The following is a 20336-nucleotide window of genomic DNA, read 5'->3' as shown; positions in this document are numbered from 1 at the left end:
GGCTCCGGGGTCAGGGCGCGCGACGGCGCAGGACGCGGTGGCGGTTGGCGAAGAACAGGCGCAGGAACAGCCGGACCAGCCGGGTGCCGAACAGGGGCGCGACGGTGAGCTGGTCGATGACCCGGGTGCCGCTGGCGCTTTGTTCCAGGCGGCGTTCGTGGCGCCACAGGCGCATGCCGGTCATGGGGGACTCCTCGACGAAGCCGACGCCGGGGGTGAGTTCGCGCAGGGTCAGTCGTGAGGTGCCCAGCGGCAGGACGCCGAACAGCCAGAGGTGGCTGGTGAACAGGGGTTCGCCGGGCTGGACGGCGAGGTCTTCGAGGTTGCGGACGCCGGCGGGCACGCTCATGCGCAGCCAGGGGCGCATTTCCTCGCGCAGGCGGTCGACGTCGGTGATCCAGCTCCAGGCCTGGCCGGGGCTGACCGCGAGGTGGGATTCGAAACGCAGTTCGATGGGCATGTCTTCCATTTCCCTATGAAAGAACAAGGCCCGCCGGGTGGCGGGCCTTGGGGGCTTACAGGTTGGCGATTTTCTCGCGCTGCTCGGCCAGCTTGGCCAGGGCCTGTTCGGCCTCGGCGAGCTTGGCGCGCTCCTTGTCGAGCACCTCGGCCGGGGCCTTGGCGACGAAGCCTTCGTTGGCGAGCTTGCCGCCGACGCGCTTCACTTCGCCGTCCAGGCGCTGGATTTCCTTGTCCAGGCGCGCCAGTTCGGCCTCCTTGTCGATCAGGCCGGCCATGGGCACCAGCACCTGCATGTCACCGACCAGGGCGGTGGCGGACATGGGGGCTTCTTCGCCGGCTGCGAGGACGCGGACCGATTCGAACTTGGCCAGCTTGTTCAGCAGCGGGCCGTTGTCGGCGAGGCGGCGCAGGTCTTCGGCATTGGCGTTGGCCAGGACCACGTCGATGCGCTTGGCCATGGAGATCTTCATCTCGCCGCGGATCTGGCGCACGCCGAGCATCAGGGTCTTGACCCATTCGATGTCGTCTTCGGCGGCGGCGTCGATGCGGGCCTCGTTGGCCACCGGCCAGGGTTGCAGCATCAGGGTGTCGCCGCTGACGCCGGCCTGGGCCTTGATGCGCTGCCAGATCTCTTCGGTGATGAAGGGCATGAACGGGTGGGCCAGGCGCAGGATGACCTCCAGCACGCGCACCAGGGTGCGGCGGGTGCCACGCTGGCGCTCGATCGGGGCGTTCTCGTCCCACAGCACCGGCTTGACCAGCTCGAGGTACCAGGAGCAGTACTCGTCCCAGACGAACTCGTAGAGGGCCTGGGTGGCCAGGTCGAAGCGGAAGGCGTCGAGGTGGCGGGTGACTTCGGCTTCGGTGCGCTGCAGCTGGGAGATGATCCAGCGGTCGACGGAGGACAGCTCGACGGCTTCACCGTTGACGCCGGTGTCCTGGCCATCGGTGTTCTCGGTGACGAAGTTGGCGGCGTTCCACAGCTTGTTGCAGAAGTTGCGGTAGCCCTCGACGCGGCCCATGTCGAACTTGATGTCGCGGCCGGTGGAGGCCAGCGAGCAGAAGGTGAAGCGCAAGGCGTCGGTGCCGAAGCTGTTGATGCCGTCGGGGAACTCGGCGCGGGTCTGCTTGGTGATCTTCTCGGCCAGCTTGGGCTGCATCATGCCGCTGGTGCGTTTCTCCAGCAGCGCATCGAGGGTGATGCCGTCGACGATGTCCAGCGGGTCGAGGACGTTGCCTTTGGACTTGGACATCTTCTGGCCCTGGCCGTCGCGCACCAGGCCGTGGACGTACACGGTCTTGAACGGGATCTGCCCGGTCAGGTGGGTGGACAGCATGATCATCCGGGCGACCCAGAAGAAGATGATGTCGAAGCCGGTGACCAGCACGTCGGTGGGGTGGAAGGTCTTGAGGAAGTCGGTCTGTTCCGGCCAGCCCAGGGTGGAGAAGGTCCACAGGCCCGAGCTGAACCAGGTGTCGAGGACGTCATCGTCCTGGCGCAGGGCGGTGTCGCCCAGGTTGTGCTTGGCGCGTACCTCGGCCTCGTCGCGGCCGACGTAGACGTTGCCGGCTTCGTCGTACCAGGCGGGGATGCGATGGCCCCACCAGAGCTGGCGGCTGATGCACCAGTCCTGGATGTCGCGCATCCAGCTGAAGTACATGTTCTCGTACTGCTTGGGCACGAACTGGATCTCGCCGCTCTCGACCACGGCGATGGCCTTCTCGGCCAGCGGCTTGGTGGAGACGTACCACTGGTCGGTCAGCCAGGGCTCGATGACGGTGCCGGAACGGTCGCCCTTGGGCACCTTGAGGGCGTGGTCGTCGATCTTCTCCAGCAGGCCGAGGGCTTCGATGTCGGCGACGATGCGCTTGCGCGCCTCGAAGCGGTCGAGGCCGGCGTAGGCGGCGGGCAGGCTGCCGTCGAAGGCGTCGTTGACGCTGCCGTCGAGGTGGAACACCTGGGCGGTGGCGAGCACGGCGGCGTTCTTGTCGAAGATGTTGATCAGCGGCAGGTCGTGGCGCTTGCCGACTTCGTAGTCGTTGAAGTCGTGGGCCGGGGTGATCTTCACGCAGCCGGTGCCGAACTCGGGGTCGCAGTAGTCATCGGCGACGATGGGGATGCGGCGGCCGACCAGGGGCAGGACGACGAACTTGCCGATCAGGGCCTTGTAGCGCTCGTCTTCCGGGTGCACGGCGACGGCGCTGTCGCCCAGCAGGGTTTCCGGGCGGGTGGTGGCGACCACCAGGTGGTCCTTGCCGTCGGCGGTCTTCAGGCCGTCGGCCAGCGGGTAGCGCAGGTTCCACAGGTGGCCCTTCTCGTCGTGGCTTTCCACTTCGAGGTCGGAGATGGCGGTGTGGAACTTGGTGTCCCAGTTGACCAGGCGCTTGCCGCGGTAGATCAGGCCGTCGTCGTGCAGGCGTACGAAGGCTTCCTTGACCGCTTCGGAGAGGCCGTCGTCCATGGTGAAGCGCTCGCGCGACCAGTCGACGGAGGAGCCGAGGCGACGGATCTGGCGGGTGATGGTGCCGCCGGACTGTTCCTTCCACTCCCAGACCTTCTCGAGGAACTTCTCGCGGCCGAGGTCGTGGCGGTCGACGCCCTGGGCGGCCAGCTGGCGCTCCACCACCATCTGGGTGGCGATGCCGGCGTGGTCGGTGCCCGGCTGCCAAAGGGTGTTGCGACCCTGCATGCGGCGGAAGCGGATCAGCGCGTCCATGATGGCGTTGTTGAAGCCATGACCCATGTGCAGGCTGCCGGTGACGTTCGGCGGCGGGATCATGATGGTGTAGGGCTCGCCGGAACCTTGCGGGGCGAAGTAGTTGTTCTTCTCCCAGGTCTGGTACCAGGAGGATTCGATGGCGTGGGGCTGGTAGGTCTTGTCCATGGTGCGGCGGGACCGTGTCGGCAACTGATCGGAAAGCCGCCGAGTATAGCGGCTGCGGCTACAAGCCCCAAGCGCGGGCAGCGGGGCAGGGGGCGAGTGGCGTGCGACTCAGCCGCGGCGGGGCGGCTGGGGCAGGAGGCGGGTCAGGCGGGCGCTGAGGCGGCGCTTGAGCTCGGCTTCTATCTGCGGGACGAAGTCGTCGATGACGTCTTGCAGGATGAGTTGCGCGGCGGCGCGCAGCTCGGTGTCCAGGCGGCTGAATTCCTGGGCGCTGGCGGCTTCGGCGCTGCGTTGCAGGGCGCCCTGCAGGGGCGTCTGCGCCGGCTGCTCGGCACGCGGCGGGGGCGTGGGCTGCACGCTGGGGGCCGGGGCCGGGCTGGGTGCGATGGGCTCGTTGCCCCGTGGGGGCAGCTCGAAGGGCGGCGCTTCGACGATCTCGGAGAGCAGGGGGATGCTGTCCGGGTCGACGGACTCGGTGAGCAGGGGCGGCTCGCTGCTGGTGTGTTCGTCGAGCAGGGCGCGGATCGATTCGAGGTCGTCCAGCAGGTGTGCGGGCTTTTGCGGCGGTCTGGAGTTGTCCATGGGGCGTGCTTAGAGTTCGACTCGCTTTGGATCATAGCCGCGCTGGCGGTAGGTACGGAAATTCTCACGGCAGGCGGCCAGCAGGGCCGGCTCCTGGTTGACGATCTCGATGATGCGGCTGAAACGCTCGAGGTGCGGCGAGAGGCTGGCGTCGAGGTTGATCAGCAGGCCCTGGGCGGCCTCGGGCTGCTCGTCGCCACCGATCACCACCGGCGCCTGCGGGTCGTCTTCGTGCAGGCCGTGGGGGATGAAGGTCTCGGCCTTGAAGCGCCACAGCAGGTCGTCCAGCTCGGCGCCCTGGGCCTTGTCGGCGCAGCGCACGAACACCGGCAGGCCGTGGCGCCAGGCCTTGCTCGCCAGCTGGCAGGCGGCGCGCAGGCGGTCCGCCGGGGTGCTGGAGGAAAGGACGTAGAACTCGACGCGGGTCATGGCTGGGTGTTCCTGAGGTGAGGCGGGTGCCCGGCGGCCTGCGCCGCCGGGCGGTGCGGCAGTTTACACGCGGTCCAGCAGGTACTGGGTGAGCAGGGGCACCGGACGACCGGTGGCGCCCTTGTCCTTGCCGCCGCTGACCCAGGCGGTGCCGGCGATGTCGAGGTGGGCCCAGTGGAATTTCTTGGCGAAGCGCGACAGGAAGCAGCCGGCGGTGATGGTGCCGGCCTTGGGGCCGCCGATGTTGGCGATGTCGGCGAAGGGGCTGTCGAGCTGCTCCTGGTATTCGTCGAACAGCGGCAGTTGCCAGGCGCGGTCGTCGGCGTATTCGCCAGCCTTGAGGATCTGCTTCACCAGGGTCTCGTTGTTGCCCATCAGGCCGGAGACGTTGCTGCCCAGGGCGACGATGCAGGCGCCGGTGAGGGTGGCGACGTCGATCACCGCCTGGGGCTTGAAGCGCTCGGCGTAGGTGAGGGTGTCGCACAGCACCAGGCGGCCTTCGGCGTCGGTGTTGAGGATCTCGACGGTCTGGCCGCTCATGGTGGTGACGATGTCGCCGGGGCGGGTGGCGCCGCCGCTGGGCATGTTCTCGGCGCAGGCCAGCAGGCCGACGACGTTGATCGGCAGCTGCAGCTCGACCAGGGCACGGAAGGTCCCGAGCACGCTGGCTGCGCCGCACATGTCGTACTTCATCTCGTCCATGCCGGCGGCGGGCTTGATGCTGATGCCGCCGGTGTCGAAGGTGATGCCCTTGCCGACCAGGGCGTAGGGTTTATCGTCCTTCTTGCCGCCCTGGTAGTGGAGCACGATCATCCGCGGCGGCTGGTCGCTGCCCTGGGCGACGGCGAGGAAGGCACCGGCGCCGAGCTCCTTGAGCTTCTTCTCGTCCAGCACCTCGACCTTGAGGTTCTTGTGGGCCTTGGCCAGGGCCTTGGCTTCCTCGGCGAGGAAGCTGGGGTGGCAGAGGTTCGGCGGCAGGTTGCCGAGGTCCTTGGTGAAGGCCATGCCGGTGGCGATGGCCCGGGCATGGGCGCTGCCACGCTCGACGTCGGCGAGCTCGGCCTTCTCGGCCAGCAGGGTGATCTTCTTCAGGACCGGCGCATCGGCCTTGGTGCTCTTGAAGCGATCGAAGCGGTAGGTGCCGTCGGCCAGGGTCTCCACCAGCAGGCGCGCCTTGCCATAGGCGTCACGGCCCTTCACGGCGAGTTCGCCCAGGGCCAGTACCGCATCGCTGCCGCCGAGGCCCTTGAGCACGGCGTTGACGGCGGCGACCACCTTGCGGAACTGGCGGTCGCCGAGTTCGCGCTCCTTGCCCACGCCTACCAGCAGCACGCGTTCGGCCTTGAGGTTGGGCAGGCTGTGCAGCAGCAAGGTCTGGCCGACCTTGCCGGCGAGGTCGCCACGCTTGAGCAGGGCGGCGATGGCGCCACCGGTGGCGCCATCCAGTGCGCTGGCAGCGGCACCCAGTTTGCGGCCTTCGCCGACGGCGACGACCAGGGTGGCGGTTTTCAGGGTTTCCGGGCGAGCGCTTTTGACGAGGAATTCCATGACGTATGTCCCCAAGACAAAGAGTCGGGATTGCAGGATATAATGCCGGCCATTTTTCAGTGGTCCGCCGGTTCGGCGGGCTGGCCACAAAGCGGCTAGTTTGAGCGTAGCCGCCTGAGCCTGACAACCCTGGAGTGTCTGGTTTGATTGTCTTCCGTTATCTGTCCCGTGAAGTCCTTGTCACCCTCAGCGCCGTGAGTGCGGTGCTGCTGGTGATCATCATGAGTGGTCGTTTCATCAAGTATCTGGCCCAGGCCGCGCAAGGCGTCCTGGACCCGGGGGTGCTGTTTTTGATCATGGGGTTCCGCCTGCCGGGCTTCCTCGAGCTGATCCTGCCGCTGGGCCTGTTCCTGGGCTTCCTCCTGGCGTACGGCCGGCTCTACCTGGACAGCGAGATGACCGTGCTCGCCGCCACCGGCATGAGCCAGCAGCGCCTGATGGCCTACAGCCTGGCGCCGGCCACCCTGGTGGCGCTGCTGGTCGCCTGGCTGAGCCTGGGCCTGGCGCCGCAGGGCGTGGCGCAGGTGGCGCGGATCCTCAACGAGCAGGACGCGCTGACCGAGTTCGACACGCTGGTGCCCGGCCGCTTCCAGACCATGAAGAACGGTACGCGGGTGACCTACACCGAGAGCCTGTCGGCCGATCGTGGCGAGCTGGGCGGGGTGTTCATCTCCGAGAAGCGCCTGTCGCAGAACAACAAGGAGCGCGGCATCGGCGTGCTGGTGGCGGAGAAGGGCCGCCAGGTCATCCACGAGGATGGCAGCCGCTACCTGATCCTGGAGAACGGCTACCGCTACGACGGCAACCCGGGCAAGGCCGACTATCGCGCGATCAAGTACGAGACCTACGGCATCCTCCTGCCCAAGCCGGAGATCAGCGGTGAGATCGGCGAGCGCGAGGCGATCCCGACGTCCGAGCTGATCGGCAGCGACAACCCGCGTTACCAGGCCGAGCTGCAGTGGCGCATTTCCATCCCGCTGCTGGTGTTCGTGGTGACCCTGCTGGCGGTGCCGCTGTCGCGGGTCAATCCGCGCCAGGGCCGCTTCCTCAAGCTGCTGCCGGCGATCCTCCTTTATATGGCCTACCTGTCCCTGCTGATCGCTGCGCGCGGCCAGCTGGACAAGGGCAAGATCCCCATGGCGCTCGGCCTCTGGTGGGTGCACGGGATGTTCCTGCTGGTCGGCCTGTCATTGCTTTACTGGGAGCCGTTGCGGCTGAAGTGGGCAGCTCGTCGTGATGCCCGTGAGGTGGCCCATGGTTAGGTTGGATCGTTATATCGGCACCAGCGTGTTCTTCGGCATCCTCGCGGTGCTGGGGGTGATAGTCGGGCTGGCGCTGCTGTTCGCCTTCATCGACGAGCTGGGCGACGTCGACGGCTCCTATGGGGTCATGGAGGCGGCCGTTTATGTACTCATGACCACGCCGCGGCGCATCTACGAGATGCTGCCGATGGCGGCGCTGATCGGCAGCCTGATCGGCCTCGGCGGCCTGGCCAGCAGCAGCGAGCTGACCATCATGCGGGCGGCTGGCGTCTCCATCGGGCGCATCGTCTGGGCGGTGATGAAGCCGCTGCTGGTGTTGATGCTGGTGGGCGTGCTGATCGGTGAATACGTCGCGCCGTGGAGCGAGAACCTGGCGCAGGGCAATCGTGCGCTGGCGCAGGGCGGCGGCGAGGCGCAGAGCGCGAAGCGCGGCCAGTGGCATCGCCAGGGCAACCAGTACGTGCACATCAACGCCGTGCAGCCCAATGGCGTGCTCTATGGCGTGACCCGCTACGACTTCGATGGCGAGCGCCGCATGCAGTCGGCGAGCTTCGCCCGTCGCGCCATGTACCAGACCGATCACTGGCAGCTGGAGGACGTTTCCACGACCTACTTCCGTGGCGACCACACCGAGGTGATCGAGTCGCCGAACGAGCGCTGGGACATCGAGCTGAGCCCGCAACTGCTGGGCACCGTGGCGATGGAGCCTGAGGCGCTGTCGATCACCGGGCTCTGGCGCTACACCCATTACCTGGCGGACCAGGGGCTGAACAATGGCCGCTACTGGCTGGCGTTCTGGACCAAGGTGCTGCAGCCGCTGGTCACCGGCGCGCTGGTGCTGATGGCGATCTCCTTCATCTTCGGCCCGCTGCGCTCGGTGACGCTGGGGCAGCGCGTGTTCACCGGCGTGGTGATCGGCTTCGTGGTGCGCATCAGCCAGGACCTGCTCGGGCCATCCAGCCTGGTGTTCGGGTTCTCGCCGCTGCTGGCGGTGCTGATCCCGGCGGGGATTTGCGCGCTGGCTGGCGTGCTGCTGCTCAGGCGTGCGGGGTAGGTCCCCGGGTACGAAAAAGCCGGCTGCGAGCCGGCTTTTTCTTGGGTGCGATTCGGGTGGCGCTACTTCTTGTGGATGTTCTTCGGCAGTTGCACCACCTGGCTGTCGGAGTACATGTCGTGCCAGCTGCGTTTCTGCTTGTCGACGATCATCCACAGGAAGCCGAGGCCGAAGCACAGCCAGGAGCCGATGGCGACCACGAAGCGCAACAGCGCCTGCCACAGGCTGATGGCCGAGCCGTCGCGGTTCTGGATGCGCACGCCCCAGACCTGCATGCCGAGGGTCTGGCCGCCGCGCATCCAGAACTTGCTGAAGAAGGCGAACAGGCTGAGGAACAGCAGGCTGGAGAGTATGGGGTCGCCGATCAGCGCGCCCTGCTCGGCCATCTGTCGCAGGCGATCGCCGCCGAAGATCGCGCGCAGTATCGCCTGCTGGTAGAAGAGGGTGACCACCATCATCAGGGCCACGCAGAGAAGGAAGTCATAGAAGATCGCGGCGAAGCGACGGATCGGCCCGGCGACGGGGAAGTCGCCTTCGGGGCGCAGTTTCGGGTTCGGCATGGAAAGCCCTTGCAAACGTGGGGTTGCGACATTCTAAAGGCTGGGGTCTACGGAATCACGGGCATAAAAAAACCCCTGATGTTTCCATCAGGGGTTCTTTCAAGCAGGAGGCTTAGCCCAGGACTTGAACCTGGTCGGCCTGCATGCCTTTTTGACCTTGCACAGCGACGAAGCTGACTTTCTGGCCTTCTTTCAGGCTCTTGAAGCCGTTACCTTCGATTGCGCGGAAGTGCACGAACAGATCCGGACCGCTTTCGGGGGTGATGAAACCAAAACCCTTCTCGTCGTTGAACCACTTAACGGTGCCGTTTTGACGATTCGACATGTCTTATTTCCTTGAAACTAGAGTTGATGACAGCCTCTTGCTTTTCTTAAAGCATAGAGGGCTGGAACTGGTTGCAGAGAGTAAGAGAAGTCGAGCGGGATGTAGCGGATCTGTAGGATCTACTGCACCAGGTCACGATTCAACAGCGACCCATGCAAACACAGTGCGCACACTCTACGCTAACTTTCTTTGAATTGCCAACCCCCCGAAAGCTCAATGCTAGGCGGGGTTTGGGAAGATTTCCAATGCTGATGCACTGCATCTGGAAAAAGGACGCAACAGGAGGATGAAAAGCTGTTGCGGAGAGCTGCAAGCTCGTCGAGTACGAGGGCTTGCTGGAGTCGTGGTGCCCCGGGAGAGACTCGAACTCTCACTCTGTCGCCAGAAACGGATTTTGAATCCGCCGCGTCTACCGATTCCGCCACCGGGGCACGATGGCGGCGCAGTATAGGGAGGCGACCGAGGCGGGTCAATCCGCCCGCGTGGTCAGATTTCCGCATTTCCGTTAATATTCGCGCCCCTGCGAGACGACCCCCACCATGCGCGTTGCCGACTTCCACTTCGAGCTCCCCGAGCACCTCATCGCCCGCCATCCCCTGAGCGAGCGCCGCGCCAGCCGCCTGCTGGTGCTGGACGGCCCTACGGGCGAACTCGCCCACAAGGGTTTCGCCGACCTGCTGGGCTACCTGCGTCCCGGAGACCTGATGGTGTTCAACAACACCCGGGTCATCCCGGCGCGCCTGTTCGGCCAGAAAGCGTCAGGCGGCAAGCTGGAAATCCTCGTGGAGCGCGTGCTGGACAGCCACCGCGTGCTCGCCCATGTGCGTTCGAGCAAGTCGCCCAAGCCGGGTTCGACCCTCCTCATCGACGGTGGCGCCGAGGCGACCATGCTCGCGCGGCACGATGCGCTGTTCGAGCTGGGCTTCGCCGAAGAGGTGCTGCCCTTGCTCGATCGCCTCGGGCACATGCCATTGCCTCCTTATATAGACAGGCCGGACGAGGATGCCGATCGCGAGCGCTACCAGACTGTCTATGCACGCCATGCCGGTGCCGTTGCGGCGCCCACGGCCGGGCTGCATTTCGACGAGGCGCTGCTGGAGTCCATCGCGGCCAAGGGCGTCGAGACGGCCTTCGTCACCCTGCACGTCGGCGCCGGCACCTTCCAGCCGGTTCGTGTCGAGCGTATCGAAGAGCACCACATGCATCGCGAGTGGCTCCAGGTCGACCAGGAGGTCGTGGATGCAGTGGCCGCCTGCCGTGCGCGAGGGGGGCGGGTGATCGCCGTAGGCACTACCAGCGTGCGCTCGCTGGAAAGCGCCGCGCGGGACGGTACGCTCAAGCCCTTCAGTGGCGATACCGACATCTTCATCTACCCGGGCAAGCCGTTCCATGTGGTGGATGCCCTGGTGACCAATTTCCATCTTCCCGAATCCACCCTGCTGATGCTGGTGTCCGCCTTCGCCGGCTACCCGGAGACCATGGCCGCCTACGCGGCGGCGGTCGAGCAGGGCTATCGCTTCTTCAGTTACGGTGATGCCATGTTCATCACCCGCAACCCCGCACCGCGCGGGCCCGAGGACCAAGCATGACACGCACTTGCCGCATGACCTTCGAATTGCTGGCCACCGAAGGCAAGGCCCGTCGTGGCCGCCTGACCTTCCCCCGTGGCGTGGTCGAGACGCCGGCCTTCATGCCGGTGGGCACCTATGGGACGGTGAAGGGCATGTTGCCGCGCGACATCGAAGCCATCGGCGCGCAGATCATCCTCGGCAACACCTTCCACCTCTGGCTGCGTCCGGGCATGGAAGTGATCAAGCGTCACGGCGACCTGCACGACTTCATGCAGTGGCAGGGCCCGATCCTCACCGACTCGGGCGGTTTCCAGGTGTTCAGCCTGGGCGCGATGCGCAAGATCAAGGAGGAGGGCGTGACCTTCGCCTCCCCAGTCGACGGCGCCAAGGTATTCATGGGGCCCGAGGAGTCGATGCAGGTGCAGCGCGACCTCGGTTCCGACATCGTGATGATCTTCGACGAATGCACGCCCTATCCGGCGGATTTCGACGTGGCCAGGCGCTCCATGGAGCTGTCGCTGCGCTGGGCCGGCCGTTCCAAGGCCGCCCACGACGAAAGCACCGCCGCGCTGTTCGGCATCGTCCAGGGCGGCATGCATGAAGAGTTGCGCATGCGTTCGCTAGAGGGGCTGGACCGGATCGGCTTCGACGGCCTGGCCATCGGCGGGCTGTCGGTGGGGGAGCCCAAGGAAGAAATGATCCGTGTACTCGACTACCTGCCGGCGCAGATGCCGGCCGACAAGCCGCGCTACCTGATGGGTGTCGGCAAGCCGGAGGACCTGGTGGAGGGCGTGCGGCGCGGCGTCGATATGTTCGACTGCGTGATGCCCACCCGCAACGCGCGCAACGGCCACCTTTTCGTCGAGACCGGGGTGCTGAAGATCCGCAACTCGGTGCACAAGCACGATGATTCTCCGCTGGATCCGAGCTGCGACTGTTACACCTGCAAACATTTCTCCAGGGCCTATCTGCACCATCTGGACAAATGCGGCGAAATGCTCGGCAGCATGTTGAATACAATCCACAACTTGCGGCATTACCAGCGCCTTATGGCTGGTTTGCGCGAGGCAATCCAACAGGGTAAATTGGCCGCCTTTGTCGATGCCTTCTATGCCCGGCGCGGACTACCGACACCGCCCCTGGACTGATAACGCCGCATATATAGAGCTGAACATTCTTCGTATTTTCGCAACAGGAGTGCTACATGAGCTTTCTGATTCCCGCCGCCTATGCCGACGCCGCTGCCCCGGCAGCCGCCGCTGGTCCCGCCGGCACCGGCTTTGAGTGGGTTTTCCTGATTGGTTTCCTGGTCATCTTCTACCTGATGATCTGGCGTCCCCAGTCCAAGCGCGCCAAGGAACACAAGAACCTGCTGGGCAACCTGCAGAAGGGCGACGAAGTGGTCACCTCCGGCGGTATTGCGGGCAAGGTGGTCAAGGTTTCCGATGACTTCGTGGTCATCGAGGTTTCCGATACCGTCGAACTGAAGATCCAGAAGGTCGCCATCGCGGCCACGCTGCCGAAAGGCACGCTGAAAGCCATCTAACGATTCGTTCTTCACCATTCACGGGGCGCCTAAGGCGCCCCGCGTCATAACGGGCGGTGTCATGCTCAACAAATACCCTCTGTGGAAATATCTGCTGATCCTGGCGGTTCTCGCCCTCGGCCTGGTTTATTCCGCTCCCAACCTCTACCCCGATGACCCGGCCATCCAGGTATCCGGCAACAGTACGGCGCTGAAAATCCAGCAGGGCGATCTCGACCGCTCCGTGGCTGCTCTCAAGCAGGCCGGGATCGAGGTGAAAAGTGCTAGCGTCAGCGAGCGCGGCGGCCTGCTGCGCCTGACGAAGCTGGGCGATCAACTGCCGGCCAAGGATGTCGTGCGCAAGGTTCTGGGGGACGACTACGTGGTCGCGCTCAACTTGGCACCGACCACGCCGGACTGGCTGCGCAGCGTGCATGCGACGCCGATGAAGCTCGGCCTCGACCTCTCCGGTGGCGTTCACTTCCTGCTGGAAGTGGACATGGAGAAAGCCGTATCCGCCCGCGTGAAGATCTACGAGGGCGAAGTCCGCACCCTGCTGCGCAAGGAGCGCGTGCGCTATCGCAGCCTGCCGGGCATCGACAATGGCTTCCAGCTTGGCTTCAGCGACCAGGAGTCGCTGGAAAAGGCCCAGTCGCTGATCCGCAAATCCTTTACCGACTTCGACTTGAAGACCGCCGAGCGTGGCGACCAGCAGGTGATGAGCCTGACCCTGACCCAGGCCAAGCTGACCGAGATCCGCGAATACTCGATCAAGCAGAACCTGACCACCGTCCGCAACCGTGTGAACGAGCTGGGTGTCTCCGAGCCGCTGGTGCAGCGCCAGGGCGCCAACCGAATCGTGGTCGAGCTGCCGGGCGTGCAGGACACTGCCGAAGCCAAGCGCATCCTGGGCAAGACCGCCAACCTCGAATTCCGCCTCGCCGCCGCACCCGATGCCAGCAAGGCCAGCACCGAGTCCTTCGAATTCCGTGAGCCGGGGCGTCCGCCCGTGCCGCTGGAGCGCAGCCTGATCATCACCGGTGACCAGGTCACCGATGCCCAGGCCAGCTACGACGAGAATGGCCGTCCGCAAGTGAACATCCGTCTGGATGGCCACGGTGGCGAACTGATGAACCGCGCCACCCGCAACAACGTCGGTCGCAGCATGGCGGTGATCTTCATCGAGCAGCGTCCGTTGACCCGCTACGCCAAGCAGGTGGTCGACGGTGTCGAGCAGGAAGTTGCAATCCAGAGCTTCAAGGAAGAGAAGAAGATCATCAGCCTGGCGACCATCCAGTCGCCACTGGGCAGCCAGTTCCGCATCACCGGCCTGAACGGCCAGGGCGAGTCCTCCGAACTGGCCCTGCTGCTGCGCGCCGGCGGCCTGGCCGCGCCGATGTACTTCGCCGAAGAGCGCACCATCGGCCCGAGCCTGGGTGCCGAGAACATCGTCAAGGGCATCGAGTCCACCGAGTGGGCGATGATCTTCGTCTCGCTGTTCATCATCGCCATCTACCGTTTCTTCGGCGTGCTGGCGACCGTTGCCCTGGCCTTCAACCTGGCCCTGCTGGTGGGGCTGATGTCCGCGATCGGCGCGACCCTCACCCTGCCGGGCATCGCGGGTATCGTGCTGACCCTGGGCATGGCGGTGGACGCCAACGTGCTGATCTACTCGCGGATACGCGAGGAGCTGGCCAATGGCATGTCCGTGCAGCGTGCCATCCACGAGGGCTTCGACCGTGCCTATGCGGCGATCATCGACTCCAACCTGACCACCCTGCTGGTGGGCGGCATCCTCTTCGCGCTGGGCACCGGCCCGATCAAGGGCTTCGCCGTCACCATGTCGCTGGGTATCGTCACCTCGATGTTCACCGCGATCATGTTCACCCGTGGTCTGGTCAACCTGATCTTCGGTGGCCGTAACTTCAAGAAACTGTGGATCTGAGGCAGCCATGATCAAGTCAACCATCCGCTTCATGGCGATCCGCAATTTTGCGTTCGCCGTCACCGTCGTCATCAGCCTTGTCGGTATCGGTGCGCTGTTCATGAAGGGCCTGAACTTCGGTTTGGACTTCACCGGCGGCACCCTGATCGAGCTGGCTTACGAGAAGCCCGCCAACCTTGAGCTGATCAAGGAAGAGCTGGGTCAGGCCGGCTACCGCGATGCCGTTGTGCAGAGCTTTGGTGCCAGCACCGATGTGCTGGTGCGCCTGGCGGGTGAAGACCCCCAGCTGGGTAACCAGGTCGCCGCGTCCCTGCGCAAGATCGACGCCGAGAGTCAGTTCGTGGTCAAGCGTGTCGAGTTCGTCGGCCCGCAGGTGGGCGAAGAACTGCGTGACCAGGGTGGTCTCGCCATGCTGCTTGCGCTTGGCGGCATCCTCCTGTACCTGGCCTTCCGCTTCCAGTGGAAGTTCGGCGTCGGCGCGGTCGCCTCCCTGGTGCACGACGTGATCGTCACCCTCGGCATCCTCGCGTTCTTCCAGTTGCCGTTCGACCTGACCGTGCTGGCGGCGGTGCTGGCGATGATCGGTTACTCGCTGAACGACACCATCATCATCTTCGACCGTATCCGCGAGAACTTCCGCGTACTGCGCAAGGCCGACCTGATCGAGAACATCGACGTCTCGTGCACCCAGACCCTGTTGCGTACCATCGCCACCTCGACCTCCACCGCGCTGGCCCTGGTCGCGCTGCTGGTGTTCGGTGGCGACAGCCTGCACGGCTTCGCGGTCGCACTGCTGGTGGGTGTGGTCGTGGGTACCTATTCCTCGATCTACATCAGTGCCCCGGTGCTGATCTGGCTGGGCCTGAGCTCGGAGGACCTGATTCCTCCGGCCGTGACCGCCGAGGCGGATGACCGTCCCTGAGCCCTGAGGCTCGATTGGAAAAGCCCGCTTCTGCGGGCTTTTTCATTCCCGGAGCCCGAGTTGCGGCAGGCTTGTGATGGTCGTCCCACTCGCTGTTGTCGGATAGGGCCTACGGGAACTCGGGAAAAAGTCTGTACTCCAAGGCAGGGAGTAGGGCGCAGATGCGCCGGTTGATGAACCAGGAGGTCCATGTGAACAAGTCGATGCTCGTCGGCGCCGTTTTGGGTGCGGTCGGTGTAACCGCCGGTGGCGCTGTCGCTACCTACAGTCTTGTGGGTAATGGCCCCGAATATGCCGAGGTGCTCGCGGTGCAGCCGGTCAAGGAAACCTTCAAGACCCCGCGTGAGGTCTGCAAGGACGTCGCCGTGACCCGGCAGAAGCCGGTCCAGGACCAGCACCAGATCGCCGGTACCGTACTGGGTGCGGTAGCGGGTGGCCTGCTGGGCAACCAGATCGGCGGTGGCAACGGCAAGAAGATCGCTACGGTCGCAGGTGCCGTGGGTGGTGGCTATGCCGGCAACAAGGTGCAGGAACACATGCAGAACAGCGACACCTACACCACCACCGAAACCCGTTGCAACACCGTCCAGGAGACCAACGAGAAGGTCGTCGCCTACGACGTGCAATACCAGTTGGATGGCAAGGTGAACCAGGTGCGCATGGATCATGATCCGGGTGCGCAGATTCCGGTCACCAAGGAAGGTCGTCTGGTGCTGACCCAGCGTCAGGCTGGCATCCAGCAGTGATCGCCGGATGAAATGAAGAAGGCGCCTCCGGGCGCCTTTTTCGTGGGCATGAAAAACCCGGCGCCAGGCCGGGTTCTTCGTAACGCGAGCGTATCAGCGCTTCAGTGACGGCGGCAGGTGCGGCTGGATGGCAGTCAGCACGGCCTTGAAGCACTTGGTGTTGCCCGCGACGATGTGGCCTTTCTCGAGGAAGTCGTGGGCACCGGTGAAGTCGCTCACCAGGCCGCCCGCTTCCTGCACCAGCAGGGCGCCAGCGGCCATGTCCCACTCCGACAGGCCGAATTCCCAGAAGGCATCGAAGCGGCCAGCGGCGACATAGGCCAGGTCCAGGCTGGCGGAGCCGGCGCGGCGGATGCCGGCGGTCTGGCCGACCAGGCTGCGGAACATGTTCAGGTAGTTGTCGAGGTTGTCCAGCTGGCTGTCGCGGAAGGGGAAGCCGGTGCCCAGGAGGGCGCCTTCCAGGCTCTTACGCGGGCTGACGCGCAGGCGGCGGCCATTGAGGGCGGCGCCACGGCCGCGGCTGGCGGTGAACTCTTCCTGGCGCACCGGATCGAGTACCACGGCGTGTTCCAAACGACCCTTGTATTTGCAGGCGATGCTCACGGCGAAGTGCGGTACGCCGCGGATGAAGTTGGTGGTGCCGTCCAGCGGGTCGATGATCCACTGGTAGTCGGCGCCTTCGCCGGTGCCGGCGATGGAGCCGCCTTCTTCGCCGAGGATGCTGTGGGTCGGATAGGCCTTGCGCAGGGCCTGGATGATGGTTTCTTCGGCGGCGCGGTCGACCTCGGTGACGTAGTCCTTGGCGTCCTTCTCGTTCACCGAAATCACGTCCAGGCGCTCGATGGAGCGGAAGATCAATTCACCGGCGCTGCGAGCGGCGCGCAGGGCGATATTCAGCATAGGCTGCATGGGGGAGTCACCTGGGTCGTTAAAGAAAGCCGGACATACTAACAGAAAAGCGTGGTTCATGAAGTGCAGGCCGGCGGTTTCATGGCGTTTGACCAAGTGCTTCTGTAAGATTTCACGCCCTGAAGTCTAGGTTTGGAGCCAGCGCCTTGCTGCAAAACATTCGCGTGGTCCTGGTCGGCACCAGCCACCCCGGCAATATCGGTGGGGCGGCGCGTGCCATGAAGAACATGGGGTTGTCGCGCCTGGTACTGGTCGCGCCCGAGCAATTCCCGCACCAGGAAGCCTGGGCGCGTGCCTCCGGGGCCGATGACATCCTCGAGTCCGCGCAGGTCGTTGCGACCCTGGAAGAGGCGTTGATCGGCTGCAGCCTGGTCTACGGCACCAGTGCGCGTGATCGTCATATCCCCTGGCCGTTGCTCGATCCCCGTGAGTGCGGGACGAGCTGTGTCGAGCAGGTCGAGGGCGGTTCCGAGGTGGCGCTGGTGTTCGGTCGCGAATACGCCGGCCTGACCAATGAAGAGCTGCAGCGCTGTCAGTTCCATGTTCACATCCCGTCCGATCCCACGTTCGGCTCGCTAAACCTGGCGGCTGCCGTCCAGGTGCTGACCTACGAGGCGCGCATGGCGTGGCTCGCCGTACAGGGCAAGCCGACCAAGATGGAGAAGGTCGAGCTGACTGCCGAGGAAAACCTCCAGCCGGTGACGGTGGATGAGCTGGAGCTGTTCTTCGGCCACCTCGAGCGCACCCTGGTGGAGATCGGCTTCCTCGATCCTGAGCGGCCTCGCCACCTGATGTCCCGGCTGCGCCGCCTTTATGGGCGCAGTGCGATCAGCAAGCTCGAGATGAATATCCTGCGCGGCATCCTGACGGAAACCCAGAAGGCGGCGCGTGGAGAGATCCAGAAGCGGAGAGAGAAGTGATGTTCGAACGCATGCGAGAAGACATTCAGAGCGTATTCCACCGTGATCCAGCTGCGCGCAATGCCTTCGAGGTGCTCACCTGTTACCCCGGCCTGCACGCCATCTGGCTGCACCGGCTGGCGCATGCCCTGTGGCTGGCCGGCTGGAAGTGGCTGGCGCGACTGGTGTCGAACTTCGGCCGCTGGATGACCGGCATCGAGATCCACCCGGGGGCGCGTATCGGCCGGCGCTTCTTCATCGACCACGGCATGGGCATCGTCATCGGCGAGACCGCCGAGATCGGCAACGACGTGACGCTCTACCAGGGGGTGACGCTGGGCGGCACCAGCTGGAATGCCGGCAAGCGCCATCCGACGCTGGAGGATGGCGTGGTGGTCGGGGCGGGAGCCAAGGTGCTCGGTCCGTTCACGGTCGGGGCCGGTGCCAAGATCGGCTCCAATGCCGTGGTGACCAAGGCGGTGCCTGCGGGGGCCACCGCCGTGGGGATTCCGGGGCGGATCATCGTCAAGGAAGATCCCGAGAAGACAGCGAAGCGCCAGGCGATTGCCGAGAAGTTCGGGTTCGATGCCTATGGTGTCGGCCAGGACATGCCGGACCCCGTGGCGCGCGCGATCGGTCAGTTGCTCGACCATGTCCACGCGGTGGACGAGCGGCTCGAGGGTATGTGCAGGGCGCTCACCGCGTTGGGGAGCGACTACTGCGCCAGTGCCTTGCCGGAGCTCCGGGAGGAGGACTTCGAGGGGGTGAAGGACGAAGCGCGCCCGCCAGCGGCCTGATAGGCGTGGTGGTGCGTTTCTGATATCATGCGCGCCCCTGTATCTGCTAAATCCGACTATTTTGATAGGTCTTATAGTTGACTTGAATAGTCGGGAATAGCATACTCGCTGGCAAATCAGCGAACCGTGGAATCCCCATGCGCTTGACCACCAAAGGCCGCTACGCCGTCACAGCCATGCTCGACCTGGCTTTGCATTCGCAGCAAGGTCCGGTTTCTCTGGCTGATATTTCCGAGCGTCAGGGCATCTCCCTTTCCTATCTCGAACAGCTTTTCGCCAAGTTGCGCCGTGGCAACCTGGTCAGCAGTGTTCGTGGTCCGGGTGGCGGCTACCAGTTGTCCCGCGATGTGGGCAGCATCTACGTGGCCCAGGTCATCGATGCCGTCAACGAGTCGGTCGACGTCACGCGCTGCCAGGGGCAGGGCAATTGCGACTCCTCCGGAGGCGCCTGCCTGACCCACCACCTGTGGGATGACCTGAGCATGCAGATCCACGAGTTCCTCAGCAGCATCAGCCTGAGCGACATCGTCGCCCGCAATGAAGTCCAAGAGGTGGCCCAGCGCCAGAACGAGCGCCATGACCAGCGCCGCCTCGGTGGCAGGATGCCGCGTTCAGAAAAGATTGAAGTGTCCGCCATCGAATGAGCAGGGCGCCCGCCTGATAGGAGATAACCGATGAAATTGCCGATTTACCTGGACTACTCCGCCACGACGCCAGTGGACCCGCGGGTTGCGCAGAAGATGAGCGACTGCCTGTTGGTCGATGGCAACTTCGGCAACCCGGCCTCGCGTTCCCACGTGTTCGGCTGGAGGGCCGAGGAAGCGGTCGAGAACGCCCGTCGCCAGGTGGCCGAACTGGTCAATGCCGACCCGCGCGAGATCGTCTGGACCTCCGGTGCCACCGAGTCCGACAACCTGGCCATCAAGGGTGTGGCGCACTTCTACCACACCAAGGGCAAGCACATCGTCACCTCCAAGATCGAGCACAAGGCGGTCCTGGATACTACTCGCCAACTCGAGCGCGAAGGCTTCGAAGTCACCTACATCGAGCCGGGCGAAGATGGCCTGATCACTCCCGCCATGGTCGAAGCGGCCCTGCGCGAAGACACCATCCTGGTGTCGGTGATGCACGTGAACAACGAGATCGGCACTATCAACGACATCGCGGCCATCGGCGAACTGACCCGTGCCCGCGGCATCCTGTTCCATGTCGACGCGGCCCAGTCCACCGGCAAGGTCGAGATAGACCTGGACAAGCTGAAGGTCGACCTGATGTCCTTCTCCGCCCACAAGACCTACGGTCCCAAGGGGATCGGTGCCCTCTACGTACGCCGCAAGCCGCGCGTGCGCCTGGAGGCCCTGATGCACGGTGGTGGTCATGAGCGCGGCATGCGTTCCGGCACCCTCGCCACCCACCAGATCGTCGGCATGGGTGAAGCCTTCCACATCGCCAAGCAGGAAATGGCCTCCGAGAACCAGCGCATCAAGGCGCTGGCGGACCGCTTCTGGGCTGCCGTGGATGGCATGGAAGAGCTCTACCTCAACGGTAGCGCCACCTCCCGCGTGCCGCACAACCTGAACATCAGCTTCAACTACGTCGAAGGCGAATCGCTGATCATGGCCCTCAAGGACCTCGCGGTCTCCTCGGGCTCGGCCTGCACCTCCGCCTCTCTCGAGCCGTCCTACGTGCTGCGCGCACTGGGCCGCAACGACGAGTTGGCGCACAGCTCCATCCGTTTCACCTTTGGCCGCTTCACCACCGAAGAAGAAGTGGATTACGCCGCCAGCAAGGTCCGTGAAGCCGTAGACAAGCTCCGTGAATTGTCCCCGCTGTGGGATATGTACAAAGAGGGCGTCGACCTCTCGACGGTCGAATGGCAGGCGCACTGACGCCACCCCTGATGAGTGAGGAATAA

Annotated in this window: 20 protein-coding genes and 1 tRNA gene; 12 read left to right on the top strand and 9 right to left on the bottom strand. The window is 64.7% G+C overall.

Features of this window, described 5'->3' with window-relative positions; translation table 11 throughout:
* Positions 1–10: 10 nt before the first annotated feature.
* From PHLH3_RS24605 to PHLH3_RS24585, 5 genes are all read right to left on the bottom strand, one after another.
* The gene (locus tag PHLH3_RS24605; protein ID WP_213626136.1) at positions 11–460 is read right to left on the bottom strand and encodes a hypothetical protein; all 450 of its coding nucleotides are present in this window, start codon (positions 458–460) and stop codon (positions 11–13) included.
* A gap of 55 nt (positions 461–515) precedes the next feature.
* On the bottom strand, positions 516–3347 hold the full coding sequence (locus PHLH3_RS24600; RefSeq protein WP_213626135.1) for a valine--tRNA ligase: 2832 nt from the start codon (positions 3345–3347) through the stop codon (positions 516–518).
* A 108-nt stretch (positions 3348–3455) separates the two neighbouring features.
* A complete protein-coding gene (locus PHLH3_RS24595) occupies positions 3456–3929 on the bottom strand; it encodes a DNA polymerase III subunit chi (protein WP_213626134.1) in 474 nt (157 codons plus the stop codon).
* 9 nt (positions 3930–3938) lie between these two features.
* Positions 3939–4358 carry a DNA polymerase III subunit chi gene (locus PHLH3_RS24590; protein ID WP_173172852.1) on the bottom strand — a complete coding sequence of 140 codons (420 nt, stop codon included), beginning with the start codon at positions 4356–4358 and terminating at the stop codon, positions 3939–3941.
* Between the two features lie 63 nt (positions 4359–4421).
* Positions 4422–5906: a leucyl aminopeptidase gene (locus PHLH3_RS24585; RefSeq protein ID WP_213626133.1), complete on the bottom strand. Its 1485-nt coding sequence runs from the start codon at positions 5904–5906 to the stop codon at positions 4422–4424.
* Between the two features lie 143 nt (positions 5907–6049).
* Between PHLH3_RS24585 and lptF the strand changes: the two genes are divergently transcribed.
* Together lptF and lptG are read left to right on the top strand one after the other, a co-directional pair.
* Positions 6050–7168 (top strand): LPS export ABC transporter permease LptF, encoded by a 1119-nt coding sequence (gene lptF / locus PHLH3_RS24580; RefSeq protein WP_173172856.1) that lies wholly within the window; start codon positions 6050–6052, stop codon positions 7166–7168.
* Positions 7161–8222, top strand: a complete 1062-nt coding sequence (gene lptG, locus PHLH3_RS24575; RefSeq protein WP_111263255.1) for an LPS export ABC transporter permease LptG — start codon at positions 7161–7163, stop codon at positions 8220–8222. The genes lptF and lptG overlap by 8 nt, the downstream gene beginning before the upstream one ends.
* A gap of 62 nt (positions 8223–8284) precedes the next feature.
* On the opposite strand, the gene PHLH3_RS24570 is transcribed toward lptG, so the two are convergent.
* The 3 genes from PHLH3_RS24570 to PHLH3_RS24560 all read right to left on the bottom strand — a co-directional run bounded on the left by PHLH3_RS24570 (position 8285) and on the right by PHLH3_RS24560 (position 9538).
* The gene (locus tag PHLH3_RS24570; RefSeq protein ID WP_213626132.1) at positions 8285–8782 is read right to left on the bottom strand and encodes an RDD family protein; all 498 of its coding nucleotides are present in this window, start codon (positions 8780–8782) and stop codon (positions 8285–8287) included.
* Between the two features lie 112 nt (positions 8783–8894).
* Positions 8895–9107, bottom strand: a complete 213-nt coding sequence (locus PHLH3_RS24565; RefSeq protein WP_003459665.1) for a cold-shock protein — start codon at positions 9105–9107, stop codon at positions 8895–8897.
* A 344-nt stretch (positions 9108–9451) separates the two neighbouring features.
* Positions 9452–9538: transfer RNA gene (locus PHLH3_RS24560), tRNA-Leu, on the bottom strand.
* 108 nt (positions 9539–9646) lie between these two features.
* On the opposite strand from PHLH3_RS24560, the gene queA reads away from it, so the two are divergent.
* The 6 genes from queA to PHLH3_RS24530 all read left to right on the top strand — a co-directional run bounded on the left by queA (position 9647) and on the right by PHLH3_RS24530 (position 15816).
* Positions 9647–10696: a tRNA preQ1(34) S-adenosylmethionine ribosyltransferase-isomerase QueA gene (gene queA / locus PHLH3_RS24555; protein ID WP_213626131.1), complete on the top strand. Its 1050-nt coding sequence runs from the start codon at positions 9647–9649 to the stop codon at positions 10694–10696.
* Positions 10697–10710: 14 nt separating this feature from the next.
* Complete coding sequence (gene tgt, locus PHLH3_RS24550; protein WP_213630671.1) at positions 10711–11826, top strand: tRNA guanosine(34) transglycosylase Tgt; 1116 nt, start codon at positions 10711–10713, stop codon at positions 11824–11826.
* A 56-nt stretch (positions 11827–11882) separates the two neighbouring features.
* Positions 11883–12224, top strand: a complete 342-nt coding sequence (yajC, locus tag PHLH3_RS24545; RefSeq protein WP_111263259.1) for a preprotein translocase subunit YajC — start codon at positions 11883–11885, stop codon at positions 12222–12224.
* 61 nt (positions 12225–12285) lie between these two features.
* The gene (secD, locus tag PHLH3_RS24540) at positions 12286–14148 is read left to right on the top strand and encodes a protein translocase subunit SecD (protein WP_213626130.1); all 1863 of its coding nucleotides are present in this window, start codon (positions 12286–12288) and stop codon (positions 14146–14148) included.
* A gap of 10 nt (positions 14149–14158) precedes the next feature.
* Entirely contained in the window at positions 14159–15070 is a 912-nt protein-coding gene (gene secF / locus PHLH3_RS24535) for a protein translocase subunit SecF (protein ID WP_213630669.1), read from the top strand.
* 191 nt (positions 15071–15261) lie between these two features.
* Positions 15262–15816, top strand: coding sequence for a glycine zipper 2TM domain-containing protein (locus PHLH3_RS24530; protein WP_111263297.1), 555 nt, complete (start codon positions 15262–15264; stop codon positions 15814–15816).
* Between the two features lie 93 nt (positions 15817–15909).
* Here the strand turns inward: PHLH3_RS24530 and suhB are convergent, their stop codons facing one another.
* Entirely contained in the window at positions 15910–16725 is an 816-nt protein-coding gene (gene suhB / locus PHLH3_RS24525) for an inositol-phosphate phosphatase (protein WP_173172866.1), read from the bottom strand.
* 146 nt (positions 16726–16871) lie between these two features.
* Between suhB and trmJ the strand changes: the two genes are divergently transcribed.
* From trmJ to PHLH3_RS24505, 4 genes are all read left to right on the top strand, one after another.
* Positions 16872–17645, top strand: coding sequence for a tRNA (cytosine(32)/uridine(32)-2'-O)-methyltransferase TrmJ (trmJ, locus tag PHLH3_RS24520; RefSeq protein ID WP_213626129.1), 774 nt, complete (start codon positions 16872–16874; stop codon positions 17643–17645).
* On the top strand, positions 17645–18421 hold the full coding sequence (cysE, locus tag PHLH3_RS24515; RefSeq protein WP_213626128.1) for a serine O-acetyltransferase: 777 nt from the start codon (positions 17645–17647) through the stop codon (positions 18419–18421). The genes trmJ and cysE overlap by 1 nt, the downstream gene beginning before the upstream one ends.
* Before the next feature lie 137 nt (positions 18422–18558).
* Positions 18559–19065, top strand: coding sequence for a Fe-S cluster assembly transcriptional regulator IscR (gene iscR / locus PHLH3_RS24510; protein WP_111263265.1), 507 nt, complete (start codon positions 18559–18561; stop codon positions 19063–19065).
* A 30-nt stretch (positions 19066–19095) separates the two neighbouring features.
* Complete coding sequence (locus PHLH3_RS24505; RefSeq protein WP_111263266.1) at positions 19096–20310, top strand: IscS subfamily cysteine desulfurase; 1215 nt, start codon at positions 19096–19098, stop codon at positions 20308–20310.
* Positions 20311–20336 lie beyond the last annotated feature (26 nt).

Origin of the sequence: Pseudomonas sp. Pc102, from assembly GCF_018408275.1 — a bacterium.
Lineage (GTDB): Bacteria > Pseudomonadota > Gammaproteobacteria > Pseudomonadales > Pseudomonadaceae > Metapseudomonas > Metapseudomonas tohonis.
The sequence above is the reverse complement of the archived record's forward strand: the minus strand, read 5'-3'. Positions and strand labels throughout refer to the sequence as shown.

Bases quoted from the DNA above. Each gene is read 5' to 3' on its own strand.
- suhB (WP_173172866.1), bottom strand. From the start codon at position 16,725: ATGCAGCCTATGCTGAATATCGCCCTGCGCGCCGCTCGCAGCGCCGGT.
- tgt (WP_213630671.1), top strand. From the start codon at position 10,711: ATGACCTTCGAATTGCTGGCCACCGAAGGCAAGGCCCGTCGTGGCCGC.
- PHLH3_RS24570 (WP_213626132.1), bottom strand. From the start codon at position 8,782: ATGCCGAACCCGAAACTGCGCCCCGAAGGCGACTTCCCCGTCGCCGGG.
- PHLH3_RS24595 (WP_213626134.1), bottom strand. From the start codon at position 3,929: ATGGACAACTCCAGACCGCCGCAAAAGCCCGCACACCTGCTGGACGAC.
- secD (WP_213626130.1), top strand. From the start codon at position 12,286: ATGCTCAACAAATACCCTCTGTGGAAATATCTGCTGATCCTGGCGGTT.
- PHLH3_RS24590 (WP_173172852.1), bottom strand. From the start codon at position 4,358: ATGACCCGCGTCGAGTTCTACGTCCTTTCCTCCAGCACCCCGGCGGAC.
- iscR (WP_111263265.1), top strand. From the start codon at position 18,559: ATGCGCTTGACCACCAAAGGCCGCTACGCCGTCACAGCCATGCTCGAC.
- queA (WP_213626131.1), top strand. From the start codon at position 9,647: ATGCGCGTTGCCGACTTCCACTTCGAGCTCCCCGAGCACCTCATCGCC.
- PHLH3_RS24505 (WP_111263266.1), top strand. From the start codon at position 19,096: ATGAAATTGCCGATTTACCTGGACTACTCCGCCACGACGCCAGTGGAC.
- yajC (WP_111263259.1), top strand. From the start codon at position 11,883: ATGAGCTTTCTGATTCCCGCCGCCTATGCCGACGCCGCTGCCCCGGCA.
- PHLH3_RS24585 (WP_213626133.1), bottom strand. From the start codon at position 5,906: ATGGAATTCCTCGTCAAAAGCGCTCGCCCGGAAACCCTGAAAACCGCC.
- PHLH3_RS24605 (WP_213626136.1), bottom strand. From the start codon at position 460: ATGCCCATCGAACTGCGTTTCGAATCCCACCTCGCGGTCAGCCCCGGC.
- PHLH3_RS24600 (WP_213626135.1), bottom strand. From the start codon at position 3,347: ATGGACAAGACCTACCAGCCCCACGCCATCGAATCCTCCTGGTACCAG.
- PHLH3_RS24565 (WP_003459665.1), bottom strand. From the start codon at position 9,107: ATGTCGAATCGTCAAAACGGCACCGTTAAGTGGTTCAACGACGAGAAG.
- cysE (WP_213626128.1), top strand. From the start codon at position 17,645: ATGTTCGAACGCATGCGAGAAGACATTCAGAGCGTATTCCACCGTGAT.
- lptG (WP_111263255.1), top strand. From the start codon at position 7,161: ATGGTTAGGTTGGATCGTTATATCGGCACCAGCGTGTTCTTCGGCATC.